Source organism: Kocuria sabuli (assembly GCF_040981185.1).
Taxonomy (GTDB): domain Bacteria; phylum Actinomycetota; class Actinomycetes; order Actinomycetales; family Micrococcaceae; genus Kocuria; species Kocuria sabuli.
The window spans coordinates 37,750-54,445 of record NZ_JAVHZE010000001.1; the positions used below are offsets into that span (position 1 = coordinate 37,750).

Sequence of the window (16,696 nt, forward strand, 5' to 3'; positions counted from 1 at the left end):
CGCCGGTCAACTCGGTGCGTTCCCGCAGCATCCGATCCCTCCATTCTCCGCGCTCTCGGAGATCTGCTCCAAGAGCGCGTGTGCTTTTCCCATGATGTCCAAGGCGGTCTCGGTCGTGGCCAGCCGCTGTTGGGAGGCGGCCAGCTGGCGGTGCAACCGGGCGATCTCGGCCTGCTCCGCAGTCGGGCGGCCCACCGCCTCCCCGGCGCCTTGCCCTCGAGCACCCCGGCATCGCGCAACCGGCGCCACTCCGAAATCAGCGAGGAGTACAGCCCCTCCCGGCGCAGGTACGCCCCACCCTGATGCTCGGTGCCGGCCTGCTCGTAGGCGGCCAGGTGCGCCAGCTTCTGTTCCGGGGTGAACGATCGGCGCCGGGACGGGCCACCGGACCGGGGAGAGGGACTGCTCATTCCTCCATCATCGGTGACCGCGGACAACGCTGACGGAAACGTGGAACTGCTCATGGTGGTCGATCCTGAACTCGCCCTGCGTTAGGCGGACTTGCTGTGAACCACTGGACTCAACTCACCCTGACACGCAGGGACACCCGCCATCACCCTGGAGGCGTGGTGCCTTTAGGGGTGGCCCGCGGCGGCCCGCCGGGGCCATGATGGCACCATGACTGATGCCCAACGGAAGCTGTCCGCTGCCGAGGTCGCCGAGGCCGGGCTCACCGGCTGGCGCCAGGCCGGCGAGACCCTCGCCGCCACTTTCAGGACCCGGAAGTTCTCCACCGGGCTGGAGCTCGTGAACCGCATCGGCGCCTCCGCCGAGGAGGCCAACCACCACCCCGACCTCACCCTCACCTACCCCGAGGTCGGCGTCACGCTCTCCAGCCACGATGTCGGCGGGATCACCAGCCGCGACATCGACCTGGCCCGCACCGTCAGCGGCCACGCCGCGGACCTCGGGGTCGCCGCCGCGGAGTGAGTCCGCGCCGTCGGGCAGGGGCGAACGGACCGTCGAGGCGCCGAGCGGATACGCCAATAGGCGATCAGGGAAGCGCCCCGTGATCGGGCCTCCGTCAGGCTGCGTGGAGGACCGGCGACCCGTCCTCCGGGATGACGATCGCGCTGGCCGGCGCGCCGATGTGTGCCGGACGGCAGAGGAAGGCGGCTTCTCCGAGCTGGTCTACACGCCGGCAGACGGCGAGACGCTCACGTTGGGGACCTGTTCCGCAAGGACCTGCGGACCTTTACCAACCTCTATGACTTCCTCTCCCAGCTGCTGGACTTCGAGGACACCGACGTCGCCAAACGCGCCATGTTCTACCGGGTGCTGTGGGAGGTCACCAAGCAGGACGAGCGCTCAGAGACCCCCGACCTGTCCACCGTGGACCTGCTCGACGTCGTCAGCCGCCCCCGCGGCCCCGCAGCCGATATCCAGCTGGCCTCCGGGGAGGCCCGCGAGCTGAACTCGCTCGGCGCCGCCAGCTCCGGGACGAACCGGGACCCCAAACTCATGGTGCTGGAGGAAATCGTCAACCGGCTCAACGAGATCTTCGGCCAGGACCTCCCGAAGGACGTGCGAGAGAACTTACACACGGGATGTAAGGCACCGGGCTAGTTCGAGGGCTGCTTTCGGGTCGCTACTGAGCAACCCGCTGAAGAAGTTGTCGAAGTCGATGAACATGGCGGATCTGCGGTGGCCCATGGCGTCCTCGCGATTGGGTGGAATGCAATATGTGCGTTAGCTAATCACTTGCAGTAGTCTCACAGTCCGCAACTCGGCCGTGGCCCACCCAGAGAGGGGGTCCGGCGGGCCGTTCATCGGGTGCGGTGACGCGGGGTGCGTTCCGGCAGTCAGGAGGGGTCTACGTGGTAGCGGCGTAGTAGGCCTGGCGAATCTCTTGGGCGATCCGGCCGCGGTCGGAGACCTTCCGGCCGTTCTCCTGCGCCCAGGCCCGGATCATCGCGGCCTCCGGGTTGTCGGCCGCCGTGGTCCGCGCCCCGGCGGCGCGGGCCTGCTTGCCCTGCTCCCGCTGCCCGGAGGAGATGACGGGGTGCAGCGTTTCCCGGAGCTTCTTCGCGTTCGCGCGGTTGAGGTCAATCTCGTACTGCTTCCCGTCCAGGCTGAACTGAACGGACTCGTCAGCGAGACCTCCGTCGAGGTCGTCCTCAAGAATCACCATCACGCTCTGCGCCACTGCTTCACCTTTCCGTTGATCTCAACATCGTTTGAGTGAGAACCTGTTCAGGATTCGCGCCCAAGGTGTTCTCCAACGCTTTTCGGTGCGAGAGTTGACGTTTCGGAGAAAGCATTACACGAAAAGCCTCCGCCCCAGGCCCCACCGCTGGTGACGAGCCGTGAGCGAAGCACGGCCATGGCTTTGTCGGCTCGATTACCTGCTGAGGGTCGACGAGTTCGAGGCCGATGGTGTTCACGAGTGCATACACTGCAACCATGCGCATTTTCGACGCTTCATTCGACTACAAGACCGACATTCCTTATGGGAGGAGAAGTTCCGACCCGGACAGTCTCAGCCCGAGGCTGAGGGCCGACCATGAGCTGCTGTGGACCAAGGAACTGAAATCCGGCGTCCTTTTCGCCCCGACCGTGCCACCGGGTCGCCGAGACGGCTACCTCATCTTCACTGACGCCTCCGGGGACAGGCATTGGTACGGCAGCGACGCCATCACCAACTCCTACACCCGGTGGATGCGTCCCAAGGCCCTGGCCGCCGCCGTCGCCTCGCTGGACGAGGGTCAGCGCTCCCGCTACCTCGACCCGCCGTACACCATCGGCAGCGCGATGATCTGGCCGGTCAGGAAGAAGGACCGGCCCACCATGAACCAGGCGCGAGGGACTCGTCTGCGGATTGCCGACCGGATGGATCTCACTCTCGAGTGCATCCGGCGTCACTACGCCGGAGAGCCTCAGAGCCCCCTAGCCGATGTCATCACCGCTTATGCGGATTTCTTCGCGCTCTTCGACGGGTTCCCTGAGTTCGTGGACTTCTTCCACTTCCAAGACCTCGTGACGCCCGACTATGCCGAAGTCCGGTTCCATCTGCCGTTCAACAACTTCGAGCGTTCCGGAACACCGGTCACACCGGAGGAATACGTGGAGTACCGAGAAGCCGTCCTGGAGTTCATCGGAAAACGGCGGCGTCGGATGGCCCAGTCGGTCAGAAAGAACCACCCCGATATTCAGGTGCTCGAGTAGCGCCCGGTCAAAAGCATCTCCCCCGCCGTCCCGGTCCCGGTATCGCAGGGGGACGGCATTCCCCGTGGCGGATCGGAAAGACCCGGGCGAGCGTCCCTTTGCCCTACGGTGCGCGCCGGAGGGGCCAGTGCAACACCCGGGAGAGCAGGTCCAGCTTGAACAGCTCCCACACCTGCCGCGGGGCCGGCAGGGGCGACCAGTCTGCTCACATAGGGCCCCATTGCTCAGATGGGTCTGGATCTCACATCATCTAAGCCATTGCACAGAAAGAACTATTCGTGCATTGCGCTCAAAATAGTACACTTCTAAGAATAGTCTGGATTCCACCGACACCAGGGTTCAACCCGTCAACTACCCGATCCGGGCGATCGGGTCATCAAATCGCTGGGATCGGGTAAGACTGAGGGGTCAGCCTATCCGAGCTATCGCGCCAACTGAGCAGTGCTCAGATCGGACGGCCGCTCTGCCCACAAAGGGCCACATTGCTCAGATAGGTCGGGGTCTCACACGGGATGTGAGAAGCCAACCTAGCTGGCCGAGTTGGTCGGACTTTGCACTTAGAAATCCGGTGGTGCCGTGACCATGGCATAAAATCTGCACTACGCCCTAGTTGGCCAAAACCCGGCACCCACAATCCCTCGAGCTTGTTTCTTTCCAACAGGTCTCTGCGGCTTGCTGACCAGATTGCACGCACTCACATGTAGGGATACATCCAGACCAACCCAGCCAGCTGGTTAGTAAATCGGGCACGACTCAACGTGAGGAAATTCTCCGCGGTCAATATAGGCCTCCGACGAGCCATACCTCGCTCCGAAGCTCTTCCCACGTCAATACAGCGTTACCAATATCCTTACCGACAGACGCGATATGTGGCCTACATAAATTTCTCTTTTTGCTATATTGCTAAGACTATTGCGCCTTAAAATTTGCAATCATCAACATCCACATCAACCAGATAATGGAAAGCTAAATTAACATGAATTGGGATTTGTGAACCTCAATCTGTTGCCTATCCCTGGTACTGATGCACTGACGAATTAAGTACAACTTTGCCACAGATTGATTGATCGAGAAGCTCACGAAGCCCAATTTTTGCGAGTTCCTTATACCCTCTCAGCGAAGGCCCAATCATGACTTTATCGACGGAAGAAGGAATATGCAGCTCCACATGGGGGACGAAAATATTCCCCTTAATGTGAGTGCCGACAGGAAGATAATTGGCAACCTTGCTTGACATGGGAGCAGGTTGGAGATCCTGAAGGACTAACCGAAATTCGTGTTCACTGGCATATCCTTGGCGCTTAATCCAGGGCGAAACTTTGGAGACTGCCAAAGTGTTTGCAATTTGGATTTCCAAGTCAGAGTGAAGACGGGTCTTAGTAAGTTCAAAAATATTCCGAACAATTTGCGCTTGTTCGTCCTCCGAAACGTAGTAGACCTGATTAAGACCGACTACATCGCCAGCATCACCCAATACTCGAGGCGCGCCATCGGCCAAATAATACTTATCTTTCGCACTTTTCACAGTAGCTGCCGCTTCGCTCAGCAGAGCATCTACCTTGAATCGAATGGCATACCCGTAACCATTGCCACCATATGTTTTCCACTGCGGCAAATCGTCCTCGGCACCCGATAAGGAAACTATGAAAGGAGCGGTATTCTTATTAAGGTTTCCAATTATTCTCTTGGTATACTTATCGAATCCGCCTGTGTCCTTATCCAACTTGCGCAAAGAGTCCTGTGACCACTTATATTCAAGCGGATCGTTCATATATAAGGAACTAGACGCCCAAAGCGTGACGCCCCCTGAAAGGATAGAATTCAATCCTTGGACTGTCGTATAATGCCACAAATATTTGGGCAGAGGTGGAAGTTCAAACCAGAAAGGCCCATCGCGGTAGTCAACTAATTCCGCTGGATGAATGCGGTCCAGTAAATCCGCTATTCGTTGCCAGCCATCCGAAGTAATTTCATAGTACTTGTCAAAAATTGCCCTGCCGCCTTTCGTTTATATGTATTTATGCCTACGGGATTTCGATGAGAAGCAAGCCGGTTAAGAAAAACTGCTTGACCGATGTGTGATTATATGAAATCAGGGGTGCCCTGTATCGACAACAAGAGTAATCACGGCTGTTATTATGAAACAACAATGACAATACTTGGCTGAGTTTTGACGCAGTGATTTCCTGCAGACGGAAATCAACCATGGTCCGCGAACCTGAATCTGTCCTGACACCCCTAGTCAAGCTGTGTACCAAAATCAAAAGGTTGGGGCATTTCCCCGATCAATTTTTAACAGTCCTTGCACCTTTGCTCGTCGCTAGCATTCCCGCGATGGCCAGGGTTTGCCCATTAATTAATCACGTTCATACCCTTACGCGTTAGGTTGCACGAGGACGCCGGCGTCCGGCTGCTGGTCCGCGCCTGCTTGGACGAGAAATTGGTGTTCCAATGACATCCAGAGCCAGTTGACGCCAGGCTGGCACGTCAACGCCGCCCATGTCGTTAGTCCACATCAGGGTGCCATGCTCGCCCCGTTGTGGGTGCGGAAGAAACCCGTTCGCCGCATACCACTCCTTTTTGAGACCCCACTTACGCGCATAGTCCACATCATCCATAAGACCCAGGTGCTCCCAAAGGACGAAACTGCCGTCCGGCCGTTGAATCGTAAAATCGGGGTGAATCGTGCGACCATCTATTCCTTTGAGCGGGGCTTCGTACGCCCATCGCCCGGGTGCTACTTCATCCAGAACGTTGGCCACGATCACTTCGTTTTTGCTCTTGACGACCTCGCCACCGGCGGTCACGTGCATAACTCGGCCGTCGAATCGCCGCGGTCGTCCCTGCTCACCCCAGTCACCGGACACTGGCTTCGGTGCCGCAAACAAATCAGTCAGGCGCCTGGCAGTCTCCGAACGCCATGGATAAGTAAGCTCTCGAAGGTCGGCTAGAGTCCCTTCATGCAAGATCACCACTCGTTGACGCTGCCGCGTAAGGGCGGTGTACATGAGTTCCCGGGAAACGTTGGCTCGAGTGGGCAAGACAAGAAACGTCTTAGCGAACTCGGAGCCTTGCGACTTATGGACTGTTACTGCCCACGCAAGTTCAAGCTTCGCGTCCTCGCCGTCTGTGGCCCAGTATGAGTACTGCGCCTCAGGCTGCGATGAGTACTCTACGTTGAGCTGAAGGCTCTTTTTCTTGCCCGTCCGCCTGCGACCAATGCCGACGCCAATTTCCCCGTTGGCGACGTAGTTCAACCCAGATCCGCTGGGCCAACTTTTCGCCCGGGAGTCGTTCTGGGTTGCCATGACTTTGTCCCCGCGAACGATTTGTTCGGGCCCGATTGGAGCAGGAATGTTCGTTCCTTTCCAATTGTTGCGTTGGGCAAGCTCGAGCTCAGAACCACGATAGGTGCGCTTGATGTGGCGATTGATTTCGGTGGTGCCAGACATACGGGAACGGGTCGGCGACAATATTTGCCAGTTTTCCGAGTTTTTGCCGGCGCCGAGGTCCCAGTTCAACCACCCATCATTAAGGGTGCCTCCGTAGGTTAATGCAAACGCGGCTTCCCGCGACTTGACTCCTCTCACCCCTTCGACATCGGCCAAGTCGAGTTCTGCGGTGAGTTCGTCTGTAAGTACTTGTTCTATGGGACGATTGCCCCACGGTACGTATCGGATCGTTTCCTGGTCCGGGTTAGTCGCCAAGTTATGCCATATCTGGTCTGCTTCTAGCCCCAAATCACCGTCGCCGAACCACGCCGCGAGTTCGAGGTCTGCGCGGCGGTCGGCGACGGTGATTTGCTCGTCGGAGTCCTGTTGTCTACGGGGCACGCGCAGCTCCACGTAGGAGGGACCGACGCGTGGTTTCGCCTCGAAGGTGTGGGGGTGCAGTACGTTAACCAGGTCCACGAATGGGCGGCCTGCGCCTATAGGGGGAAGTTGTCGTGGATCCCCGACTAGGACCAATCGATTGATGCTGCGGAATGCGTCTAGCGCGGCTGCCAGCATCTCTTCGGTTAGCATCGATGCCTCGTCGATCACTACTAGGTCGGCATCGATGCGGGGCCCGTGGTCATCCAGAACGCGGTAGCGCTCACCGTCGAAGCGGTCTACCCGGGACAAGAAGGACGCGAGTGTCGCGGTTCTTACGCGCCCGCCAACCTTCGTCGCCAGCTGTACTCGTGCTTTGCCTGTGGGCGCGAGCAGGACGCAACGGTCTGGGCCGACGAGTCCGACAAGTGCTTTGAGCAAGGTTGTTTTGCCAGTACCGGCAGGACCGATTAGGACTGACAACGGAGAAGCGTGGAGCTCGGCCAGACCGGCGGTCTTCTCTTCTCGTGCGCGGTCTTCTGCTTCATCTCCACCCCGATATTCGGGTAGTACAGCGTCGATTCGACCTTTCAAGTCGCTCACAGGTTTGAACCGAGGCCGGTTCCGCAGTTCAGCGATCTTAAAGCGGATAGTTTCCGATATGAAGTCAAACCTGAACAGTTTAAGCGCTGGTTCACCACCTTCGACCTCTACTCCGACGATTGGCCATGCGTCGTCGCTTCGCAATGATGCGCTGTCGAGTTCGAGTGCTTCGAGTGTTTCCGCTGTCAGCTGCGGCGGCCGCTCCAAAGCGTAATCCGAGGCGGCCTGCAGTGCCTCTTCTTGAGTCAGCAGGGTGTCCCCTCTCTCACCTGCTGCTTCCAGCACCTCAACGAGCAACGCCTCGACGCGGCGCTCATCCTGGTGATCGTTGAAGTCGGCGATTTGCGGCACTAGCGGTTTCCAGAGGGCGCCCTCGCCGGGGTAGCATGCTCGGTCCACGGTGCTGAACGGCACATGATCAGCCTGTCCGTAAGTACACACCGACACTCGGTATGGATTGTCCACAATTTCTTCGGCCGTAACCGGCACTTCGAGGGGGCCGTCTAGTAGTAGTTCGACCTGCGCCGCGCTGATGTCCATGCCGGACAGCACGCGGAGCACGTCCTTCGCCGTCTTCGTGCGCTTAGACCAGACCCGTGCTGCGGTCTTGCCTATGAGGGGCTGCACCAGAGGCGGGAAAGTTGAGGGGTCCGCGAAGCCGGTTTCAAGGAACTGCCAGACGTCTCCGCCTCCGGCCGCCGCCAACAATTCCCGTGCGGCCGTATGTGGACGCTCGATACGCAAATGAGACAGCACGGCTGCCAGGCCTGGCGTTGGACCCCGCAGATTCCACAGCCGGGCTATCTGCGTATCTAGCCATTCCATAGCAGAGACCGGCACCTCGAGTCCCAATGAAGGCATAGCTTTGGCGGCTGCCTGCAAGGATGCCAATGCTTGGAGGGCTGCGTCATCAGACAGGTGCTCGGTAACGTAAGAAAACTCCACGTCACGCCCCTCCGGGGCCCACGCCAAGGCCTCAGAGACATCGATGCCGCTCTCTTGAAGCGTAGCGAGATCCTGATAGGGCAAAAGCATGCCCGCCTGTTGATCCTCCCGAAGGCTGTGCGAAACGATGGTTTCCCACATGGAGGACGTGAATGCCGAAGGGCCGTCACTGTTCCACATGGGTGGCAGTTGCACGTCGGTCACGTGTGCCGCGCCCACAAGCAGGCGGTTGGTCCTCTGCTCCTGCAACGGCGAGTGCTTCAAGTACATGAAGACCAAAGAGTTTTGGGGGGTAACCGACTCAAAAAAGGCCTTTAGGATCGCCTTTTGGTTGGCTCCGTCCATGACCCACTGCGAGGCGTCCCATTTGAGCGCCACGTCGGCGGCATCCTCAGCTTCGGGCCTGAATCCCGGGACCCGGTCATAGCCAATCTCATCAGCCAGGCTTTTCCGGCTCATCCAACGGAAGGGAACTGATTCGAAGGCGTACGCAGGAACGGATACCGGAGAGGGCACCACCGAAATCGCTTTATTGTGGGCATACGGATGGGTCTTAACAACGCGGTAACCAGAAGCTGACATGAACGTCGACCGCTCAATCAGGCACGGAGGCAACTGCTTTGCATCCAGCTGAGCTATCGGAATACCAGCGTGCAACTGCTCAAAATTATCGTCACGCTTCGGCCCAATGTTTTTGAGCAGCACGCAGGAGGAATTTCCCTTTGGATCATTGCAGACCGCCCCGTCCCACGGTCGGTCCATCCAAGGAACTCTCATTGACAGGTGCATATGCTTAAACTCCGTTACTGCAACCGGGTGCGTCACGGTCGGTACAACAAGCCGACCGATGAAGCCGTGGATAGTGTGAAAGATGTCACTTGGCGCGTCGTCAGTGGACCATTCGACCATAACAGTCGCTAAGACGCGACGGGATGTCGCGGAGCCCATCGCGCGTCAGCGGCAGTCAAAGCGAAGGGGCTTGATGCCCGAAAGGTAGCTCCTCGTACAAGCACCATGACGGGGGTCATACGGGCAGGGCAACCGCCGCAAACGACACAGGAAACCGGAGTTAGGAACAGCCGCCAGCCGGCGAACGACCTACGGCAGGGAGCTGCCCCGTGACGGACTTCATGGGCGGATAATTCCATAGCTTGAACCTGTGATTTGGACCTATGCCGCCAGCAAACCTTGCCTTGGTCAGAGGACCGCCCGGAATCATTTGTATTCTTGAATCACTGCGGGTCGCAGTTTCAAGCTACCAATGTGCTAGCCGCTCCTGCACTGCTTTTTCTTGTACAAAGGAGTGCGGGTAGGCCCCGCGGCTCCCCGGCTTGGATGCCCGTATGTATTGAAGCATTTCGTTCTTTCTATGGCCGCGATGAAATCCAGCGCATGTTGGTCCTGTTGCGGTTCTTGTTCGGTGAGTTCTAGCCAGTAGTTGAACCCCATCCCGACCATCCCTGTGTCGGCTTGGACAACGAGTGAAGGCAGCACAGGCAACCCCCTCTTACGACAGCGCTGCAATACCATCCCCAGAACCTTGCCGATCCACAGTCGTGTCTCCATCGTTGTGGACCGGCCGGTTCTCTCAACCACTAGCCGGGCAAGATCGCCATAAGTGATGTATCCGTCATCCCCAGTGGCGACTTCCTGTAAAATGGGAATAGCTGCCTCTGCCCAGATATGTAGCTTCTGCTGGTGCGGAAGCTTGGAACGACCCATCTTTCTCGGCTCTTGGTACACGCTCAGTTCCCCCTGCTCAGCCCTACCAATGTATGCGATCACAAACTTACTGGATCGTAGCCATCACGGAGGAAGTTCCTTGACATGTGACACAGAATGTTTCTGCACAGCAGGCGTAGTTGCAGTTATCTCGGTGGTGTTCGCTCGCCCGTAGCCGTCGGGTATGGCCGGTAGGGCACGTCTTCGATCCATTTCTTCTGTGCCTTCTACGGCTCAAGCGCAAGCTAAGGGCCACATGCCGCAGTCCTCCTCCGCTGTCCCCTTACCGCCACAGGCGCTGGCGTCCACTGACCCGCGTCACCGTCGGGGTGGGGTCCCCCGGGCCGGTGCCCTTGCGGTGGTGGGACTGCACCTTCACGGTCTTCTCGGCGTTCTTCGCCGTCCCTGGGGCGCGACGCATGAACTCTCGAACAGTGGTCGCCGCTCGTGAGCGTGGACCCGGGGTGTGCCGGGCGTAGGAGCGGTCCAGGTGCCCGATGACGAGTTGGCCCCAGTCTCCGGAGACGGGTTGGACCCAGGTGGCGGCTGAGACGGAGCGCGTGGCGGGCTTGGTAGCCGCGGGCTGCTCTAGGCGTTCGTGACGAGGTATGGGTGTGGAAGGGTGCAATCTGCGGGCGGCTTGGCGGCCCAGCTGGTCGGCTGCCACCGCCAGTAGGAGTGCTGGGTCCTCGGCTCCGGTGGGTTGGGAGGTTGGTCCTACGGACTGGTGGCGCATGGCAGGGATAATCAGGTCACCATAGTCGTGGGCGGCCTGGGCTGCGGTGCGTAGTTCGGCGCCGGTGCAGGTGTAGAGCAGCATAGTCTTCGTGGAGGAGTCCCAGGCGGTGATCCGGTCGCGGTGGCCGTCGTAGAAGACTCCGCGCATCCGCCGCTCCAGCCGGGACAGGTGATCCAGCTGCGCTCCGCCCTCACCGGCTCGCCAGAGCAGGGTGGCGCGGTCGTTGAGTCGGGCCCCGGTGGTGGCGTCGGTGTGGATGCCGAAGCGGTCGGCGGCGATCTCGGCCAGGGCTTGTGCCTGGGGTGTGGAGCGGTAGGTGGTGAGCTCGATGAGTGCCAGATAGAGGTCGGCCATCCGGTTAGCCGGGGTGGAGGTGGCCCAGTGTTCAGCCAGCCGCTGGCAGGCGGGGTACTGCGGGCTTCGATGCTTGGGCAGAGCCTTCGGCTGTGTCGTCTGCAACTGTTGCTGGAGCTGCGGCTGTGCTCGCTGGTCCGGGGCATCTGCCGGGTTTTCTCCGGATACAGGATGCTCGCTTTTCCGGTCGATGTACGCCGCCACAGCACGAACGGCGGCGGGATCCGGGGCGGTGGACGGGTCCGCCCCCGGGGTGGTGCTCCGGTTGGACATGCGCTGGACATAGGCCGCCAAGGCCTGCTCGTCCATCAGCTCCGCCCCCAGTTGCGGGATGGGCCCGGTGGGATTCACGAATTGGAGCGAAGCAGCTTCCCGGAGGGGTGGCCCAGCATCATCAGGGGCCTCGGGGGCTTTGTGAGCCGTAGCCGCACTTGGCTTGGTGATCGGGGCGGGCACCGGATAGCGAGCCGCTGAGGTGTAAGCGACTCTAATAAACCGGTCGATTCGCCGTTGCTTCAGGGTCCGGTGCAGGGGTTCTCTAATATCGGCCTCGCTCAGCAGAGCGGCGGCGTGCTCGAGCGAGAACGTCAAGGTGTTGGCCACTCGCCGGGCCAGCTCCGCCAGGTGCAGCGAGTTCGTCTGCCCGGCCGCCTCGATCTCCTCGCGGGCCGAGCGCAGCACCAGGCGCACGGCTGCCAATTGGTCGGGGCCGGCGAACCGGGCGTGCACCGGGTAGCGCCCCGGTGCTGTACGCGGGACCGGTGTGTGACTGGGCCAGCTTTCTGCATCGGCCGGCGCGCAGTTAAATGCCTCGGCGATCACGCTCTCCACCGCTTCAGCTGTGACGGTCAGCCGTTGCGGCTCCACAACACCGGCAATCTGCATGGCCTCTGCGATCCGGTCAGCCGGGATTCCGGAGGCATTCGACACGGCAGCGACGAGTTCCTCCAGGGGCGAGTCGGTAAGTCCAGGGTCGTCCAGCACCGCCCGGTGGGCTCGGAATGCGGCCCGCACCCGGGCCATCTTTTGCTCGCGCTTCGTGCCGCTCGGGGCGGCCGCCATCTCCACTGCCGAGCGTTGGGGGTAAGGCCCGGGATAGGTGACGGTTGAGACCTCGGTGGCGCGCAGGAATCGTCCGATGTTGGAATGGCCCATCGTCGCGCTGAGGGGGTCGGCGATGTGCGCTTCGCGGAGCAACCGCCTGACGTGGGACTCGTGAAAGCTCAAGTCCAGCGCCAGTTCGCGAGTCAGCTCCGCCATTGTTGGCGGCTGCTGGGAGCGATCTCGGGACCATCGCTGGTAGCTGGTCAGCGTGCGACCAGCGGCCGATAATTGCTCCGACGACGCCCGCCAGGCAGTCACCGACGACTTCAAAACGGCATTCTTTGGGGCCGTGACCTTCACGGCCGCGGACTTCGCCCCCTTCGCCCGGGTGCGAGGGTCCGGATAGGTGGCTCGGGCCTCGCGCGCTTCGGCGATGAACCGGTCGATGGCCTCGGCCGTGAGCGTGCGCCGCAACGGCGAAGTGATGCCTGCACGCTGCAGCAGTCGGCCCACATGCTGATTGCTGAATCCCAGCTCTTTGCCAATTCTTGTAGTTACCTCGGCCAGGCTCGGGTCCGGAGCCCTCAGTCGCCGGAGCTGTGACTCAAGGTTGCGGAGGTTCCCGGCGGCGGCAGCAATCTGCTGGCTCGACGCCCGGCGCGCGCTGCTGGTCGGCGGACGGCTTGTCATCGGTTTGTACCCCCGGTCGTAGCGCGCAACGACCGCGCTCTTACGGCGGCTGCCTTGCCGAGCCTGTTGCAGTAATGCCCGCGTACAGCGACGATGACGGGAGGCAAATCGATGTAAGCCATAGGCCTCTCCTCGGTCAACGATGACCTGCTTATCCGTGACTGCTGCCAGCCTGATTAGCGCCCCTGCCACCAGCTATCTTCACAAGTGCACACGCCTATCTTGCACGGTCGTCCCTGCGCCCAGGCATAAGTTCGGCACCACCGACGACATGTGTCGTCATTGCCCATTCGTTTGATCACGCTTGTCTGTTAGACGGCGTCCGCTTGGACTCTGCACGTGGTGAACCTCCTCAGTGACATATTTGCCACTTTCCCCGCTACCAGGCCCATGGTCGCGCTCATGGTGACGGGCGTCTTCAGGTTAGGTCTGGTCTGGGGCACGCATCAGTGGGTACGCTCGGAATTCGCGATAGTTAGGGCACGGTTCCGGGGCGGGCGAGTGGAACATGAGCGTGAAAGGCATCTCCGTGAGGCCGTCCCTAGCACTGCACCGGGGGCTGGCCGAGCGATTGGACGAAATTGCCCAGGCTTTGTAGACGCAGTGGATCCTGGCGAACCAAAACTGGCTGGAGACCGGGGTACAGGGGCGCCCGCACGTGCAGAACCTCGTCCGGTGGCGGCGCCTGGTCGAGCCGGGGGACGTCGAGGGAATCTGCGCTGCGCTCGTCTCGCTCGAGGTGAACGGGATCGAGATGCGAAAGGTCTCCCCTATCGCCGGCATCCTCACCGAAGCCGAGCGGCCGGCAGCGTTGAACTCGATACGTCGATCTTGACGGTGAGGTGAAATCTACTCCTCGGCCTGTCGTCGTCGCCGGCGCTCGTATCGCTCGAGGGTCTTGGTGATGAGCAGCTGCACGCGGGCTTCACCCGCGTCCTGTTGCTGCTCCCGGTCATTATTAGAAGGGTTTTCGGCGCTCACCACACGGCTCCGAACTCGTCCCGTGCCGCGGCCAGCAAGACCTGCGAATCACGCAGGTGATTCATGGGTTCGTCCTGCTCCGCGAAAAGGGTCGAACGGGTGCACAACCACATAATGACGTCGTGTACCGGCACCTGGTAGCTCCGTGCAACTTCCAGCAGTGCGGTGATCACTTGCAGGACCTCACCGGTGTCCGCATCGAATTGAAAAGCGGGGCGACGGTAGGTGCCACCGTAGTGATGGCCGAGGAGACGGCCCGCGCGGATGAGTTCGACCTCCGTTTCCGTGGCGTCGGCGAAGGTGTGCTCGGACTCGATTCGACGCCACCAGTAGCGCTCCGCTTGCAGGGACCTTGCGTACTGGGGGCTCATTCCCTCGGAGCCAGCAACTTCGGTCTCAGGCACGTTCCACCTCTAACGCTGCCAGCACTTCGTCGGTGCGGCCGCGCCGGACCAGGTCGACAGGCCGGGCACCCTCCAGGACGTCGTTGGACCCGTGCACCCACTCCTCCACCGCCTCATTCGGCCATACCTCACGGGCGCGTGCCAGCACCATCTGCACCCGCTCCTGCTTGGCGGCCTCGGCGTCCATGGAACCAGTGTGACCGGTGGCCCCTGCGGGCGCTACGGTATTCCCCCCTCCCGGCAAGAACGGGGCGTAGGGCGCCAAACCGCGTCAGTGGGACGCGTGCCACGGTGAAGCGGTAGCGGTCAGGAGCAGGTGTCGCACTGCCCGGACATGGGCAGCACCGTCCCGCACCCCGGACACGTCGCCTCGGGTTTCGGTGTCCGCTTCGACGCGGTGCGCTCATCTCGGTTCAGCAATGCGGCGTACTCCCGTGTGGGTGTCGGTCGCGCCTCCGGCGGGACGTTGGCGCCGAAGTGCTGGTAGCACTTGAGCCGTTCCTGGGCTGCGACCCATTCCAGGACTTTGGGCTCTTGTGTGGCGGTAAGGCCGATCTTGGGGAGCCAGGCGCTGAAGCCGGGGCCGACCATCCCGGTTTTCTTCTGCACCACCAACGCCGGCAAGGCTGGCAGTCCCATGGTGGCGCAGTAGTCCAAGACCATGCCTAGGACGTGCCTGATCCAGTAGTCCAGCCGCTGATCAGTGCGAACGTTGGTGCGCTCGAATAAGTACTCCGCGAGCTCCCCGTAGGTGATGTAGTCGCCGTAGCGAGAGGCGACGTCCTCGAGTTTCGGCACCGTCGCCTCGGCCCAGGCACCCAGTTTCCACTGGTGCGGGGTATCACCACGCGGAAAGCGATACGTCGACGAAGTGCCGCCCATGCCCGGTTCCTCCTATGCGTGCGAGGCGTCAGGTTTCAGCCTAACCAGCCAGGAGGACCATCTTTTGCAGTGGCACACCGAGGCGATCCGAGAATCAGTGCTGGGGGCGGCTGAGGATGTGCTGTAGTTCGTTGGACAGCTCCAGCAGCACGCGCTCCTCCTGGGATCTGTACCGCACCTCCCGTTGAAGCGCGTCAACGTGAATCACCCCGAGCGCACCGTGGCCCTCCTGTCCCCGCCGTTTCTCCTGTACTCCGGGGACCGGTCGCGCGCCTCCCTCCCCCTCGAAAGCCATAGGACCAGCGACGACCTCAGGGCCCGATGCATCGGCGGAGCACAGTTTCCCTGCAACGATGCGCCGGGCGAGCACGGCATTGACGTCGGCGAGCAGCTGGTCGTCACCGAACCGGAACTCGTGCAGCCTCGTCAGATGCACGAGGATGAGCATCCTGATATTCAACTGGTGGCATTCCCGGGCATCGAGGGCCTGGTCGATCGCTCTGGCCAGTGACTCCCACTGCTCTGAGCGCATCTCGCTGCGCCTCCTCAACATGTGAGTGCGCCAGAAGAAATAGGCGGCGACTAACAGGGCGAGGCATGTCCCAGCCCACGCCAGTGCATTGACGTAGTCCAACCACCACGGCAACTCAATGACGGGAGCCTCCATCCGAGCGTTCATTCAGTCATCCCCTCCCGCAACGTTCACAGACCGGGGACGTCGAGGGCGGATGTGCTCCCCGCTCCTGGAAATCGTCGAGCACGGCCGACAGCCAGGCCCGCTCATTCTTCGGCAGTCCATCGGCCGTGGCGAGATGGCTCAGCGAACGCCAGCCCAGTTCCTGTCTGGCCGACGACGGGGCCACGACCGCCTCCATCGCGGACGACACGCGCTTATCCCAGAGGTACAGCCGGTAGAAGCGGTAGACGAAGAAGGCGGCGACGGCCCAAGACAGGGCGGTGAGGAAGGACCAAATCCGCGGGTGTTCAGCCAAGCGGTCCACCCCTTCCCAGAACCCGTCCAGGGCGACGATCACCCAGGGTACGCCGGCCACGTACAACATGATCAGGAGCACGACCAGCCCGAGTGGCACAAGCAACCCCTTGTTGGCGAGGAGCGAGTGCGTCTTGCCGGATGTAGTCATCGGTGGGTGCTCCAATGGGTCGAAGGGCGTTTGTGGTAGCCGTCTACAGGTACAGGCAATGAGAATCAATAGTCGTAATTCGTGCTTATGTGTGCGGACATCGCCGGAAGTACATCACTCCAACGCATGGTCGCCCTCTTGGGGCCGCGCTCCGCATTGCCATGACCTAGGTAATTCCGTGGAAGGAAGCCCGCAACCAGGTCTGTCACGGGG

Annotated in this window: 15 protein-coding genes and 1 pseudogene; 4 read left to right on the forward strand and 12 right to left on the reverse strand. The window is 61.0% G+C overall.

Annotated elements, in window-relative coordinates:
- Window positions 1-63: 63 nt before the first annotated feature.
- A pseudogene (locus RE027_RS00165) lies at window positions 64-410 on the reverse strand (transposase); the annotation flags it as partial.
- A 208-nt stretch (window positions 411-618) separates the two neighbouring features.
- Between RE027_RS00165 and RE027_RS00170 the strand changes: the two are divergent.
- Window positions 619-930, forward strand: a complete 312-nt coding sequence (locus RE027_RS00170; protein WP_368806220.1) for a 4a-hydroxytetrahydrobiopterin dehydratase — start codon at window positions 619-621, stop codon at window positions 928-930.
- Window positions 931-1,263: 333 nt separating this feature from the next.
- A complete protein-coding gene (locus tag RE027_RS00175) occupies window positions 1,264-1,566 on the forward strand; it encodes a hypothetical protein (protein ID WP_368806221.1) in 303 nt (100 codons plus the stop codon).
- Between the two features lie 247 nt (window positions 1,567-1,813).
- Here RE027_RS00175 and RE027_RS00180 read toward each other — a convergent pair whose 3' ends face one another.
- Window positions 1,814-2,146 carry a histone-like nucleoid-structuring protein Lsr2 gene (locus RE027_RS00180; RefSeq protein WP_368806222.1) on the reverse strand — a complete coding sequence of 111 codons (333 nt, stop codon included), beginning with the start codon at window positions 2,144-2,146 and terminating at the stop codon, window positions 1,814-1,816.
- 257 nt (window positions 2,147-2,403) lie between these two features.
- Between RE027_RS00180 and RE027_RS00185 the strand changes: the two genes are divergently transcribed.
- Complete coding sequence (locus RE027_RS00185; protein WP_368806223.1) at window positions 2,404-3,165, forward strand: DUF6994 family protein; 762 nt, start codon at window positions 2,404-2,406, stop codon at window positions 3,163-3,165.
- Window positions 3,166-4,174: 1,009 nt separating this feature from the next.
- On the opposite strand, the gene RE027_RS00190 is transcribed toward RE027_RS00185, so the two are convergent.
- The 4 genes from RE027_RS00190 to RE027_RS00205 all read right to left on the reverse strand — a co-directional run bounded on the left by RE027_RS00190 (window position 4,175) and on the right by RE027_RS00205 (window position 13,074).
- On the reverse strand, window positions 4,175-4,936 hold the full coding sequence (locus tag RE027_RS00190; protein ID WP_368806224.1) for a DUF2971 domain-containing protein: 762 nt from the start codon (window positions 4,934-4,936) through the stop codon (window positions 4,175-4,177).
- Between the two features lie 610 nt (window positions 4,937-5,546).
- Window positions 5,547-9,287 (reverse strand): AAA family ATPase, encoded by a 3,741-nt coding sequence (locus tag RE027_RS00195; protein WP_368806225.1) that lies wholly within the window; start codon window positions 9,285-9,287, stop codon window positions 5,547-5,549.
- Window positions 9,288-9,791: 504 nt separating this feature from the next.
- Window positions 9,792-10,310, reverse strand: coding sequence for a hypothetical protein (locus RE027_RS00200; RefSeq protein ID WP_368806226.1), 519 nt, complete (start codon window positions 10,308-10,310; stop codon window positions 9,792-9,794).
- 220 nt (window positions 10,311-10,530) lie between these two features.
- Entirely contained in the window at window positions 10,531-13,074 is a 2,544-nt protein-coding gene (locus tag RE027_RS00205; protein WP_368806227.1) for a hypothetical protein, read from the reverse strand.
- Window positions 13,075-13,732: 658 nt separating this feature from the next.
- Between RE027_RS00205 and RE027_RS00210 the strand changes: the two genes are divergently transcribed.
- Window positions 13,733-13,909: a hypothetical protein gene (locus RE027_RS00210; protein ID WP_368806228.1), complete on the forward strand. Its 177-nt coding sequence runs from the start codon at window positions 13,733-13,735 to the stop codon at window positions 13,907-13,909.
- 14 nt (window positions 13,910-13,923) lie between these two features.
- Here the strand turns inward: RE027_RS00210 and RE027_RS00215 are convergent, their stop codons facing one another.
- From RE027_RS00215 to RE027_RS00240, 6 genes are all read right to left on the reverse strand, one after another.
- Complete coding sequence (locus RE027_RS00215; protein ID WP_368806229.1) at window positions 13,924-14,055, reverse strand: hypothetical protein; 132 nt, start codon at window positions 14,053-14,055, stop codon at window positions 13,924-13,926.
- The gene (locus tag RE027_RS00220) at window positions 14,052-14,459 is read right to left on the reverse strand and encodes a hypothetical protein (protein ID WP_368806230.1); all 408 of its coding nucleotides are present in this window, start codon (window positions 14,457-14,459) and stop codon (window positions 14,052-14,054) included. The genes RE027_RS00215 and RE027_RS00220 overlap by 4 nt, the downstream gene beginning before the upstream one ends.
- Window positions 14,452-14,646 (reverse strand): hypothetical protein, encoded by a 195-nt coding sequence (locus tag RE027_RS00225; RefSeq protein WP_368806231.1) that lies wholly within the window; start codon window positions 14,644-14,646, stop codon window positions 14,452-14,454. Before RE027_RS00225 ends, RE027_RS00220 begins: the two co-directional genes overlap by 8 nt.
- 119 nt (window positions 14,647-14,765) lie before the next feature.
- A complete protein-coding gene (locus RE027_RS00230) occupies window positions 14,766-15,341 on the reverse strand; it encodes a hypothetical protein (protein ID WP_368806232.1) in 576 nt (191 codons plus the stop codon).
- 94 nt (window positions 15,342-15,435) lie between these two features.
- Window positions 15,436-16,008: a hypothetical protein gene (locus RE027_RS00235; protein ID WP_368806233.1), complete on the reverse strand. Its 573-nt coding sequence runs from the start codon at window positions 16,006-16,008 to the stop codon at window positions 15,436-15,438.
- A 16-nt stretch (window positions 16,009-16,024) separates the two neighbouring features.
- Window positions 16,025-16,483, reverse strand: a complete 459-nt coding sequence (locus RE027_RS00240) for a hypothetical protein (RefSeq protein ID WP_368806234.1) — start codon at window positions 16,481-16,483, stop codon at window positions 16,025-16,027.
- Between the last annotated feature and the right edge of the window lie 213 nt (window positions 16,484-16,696).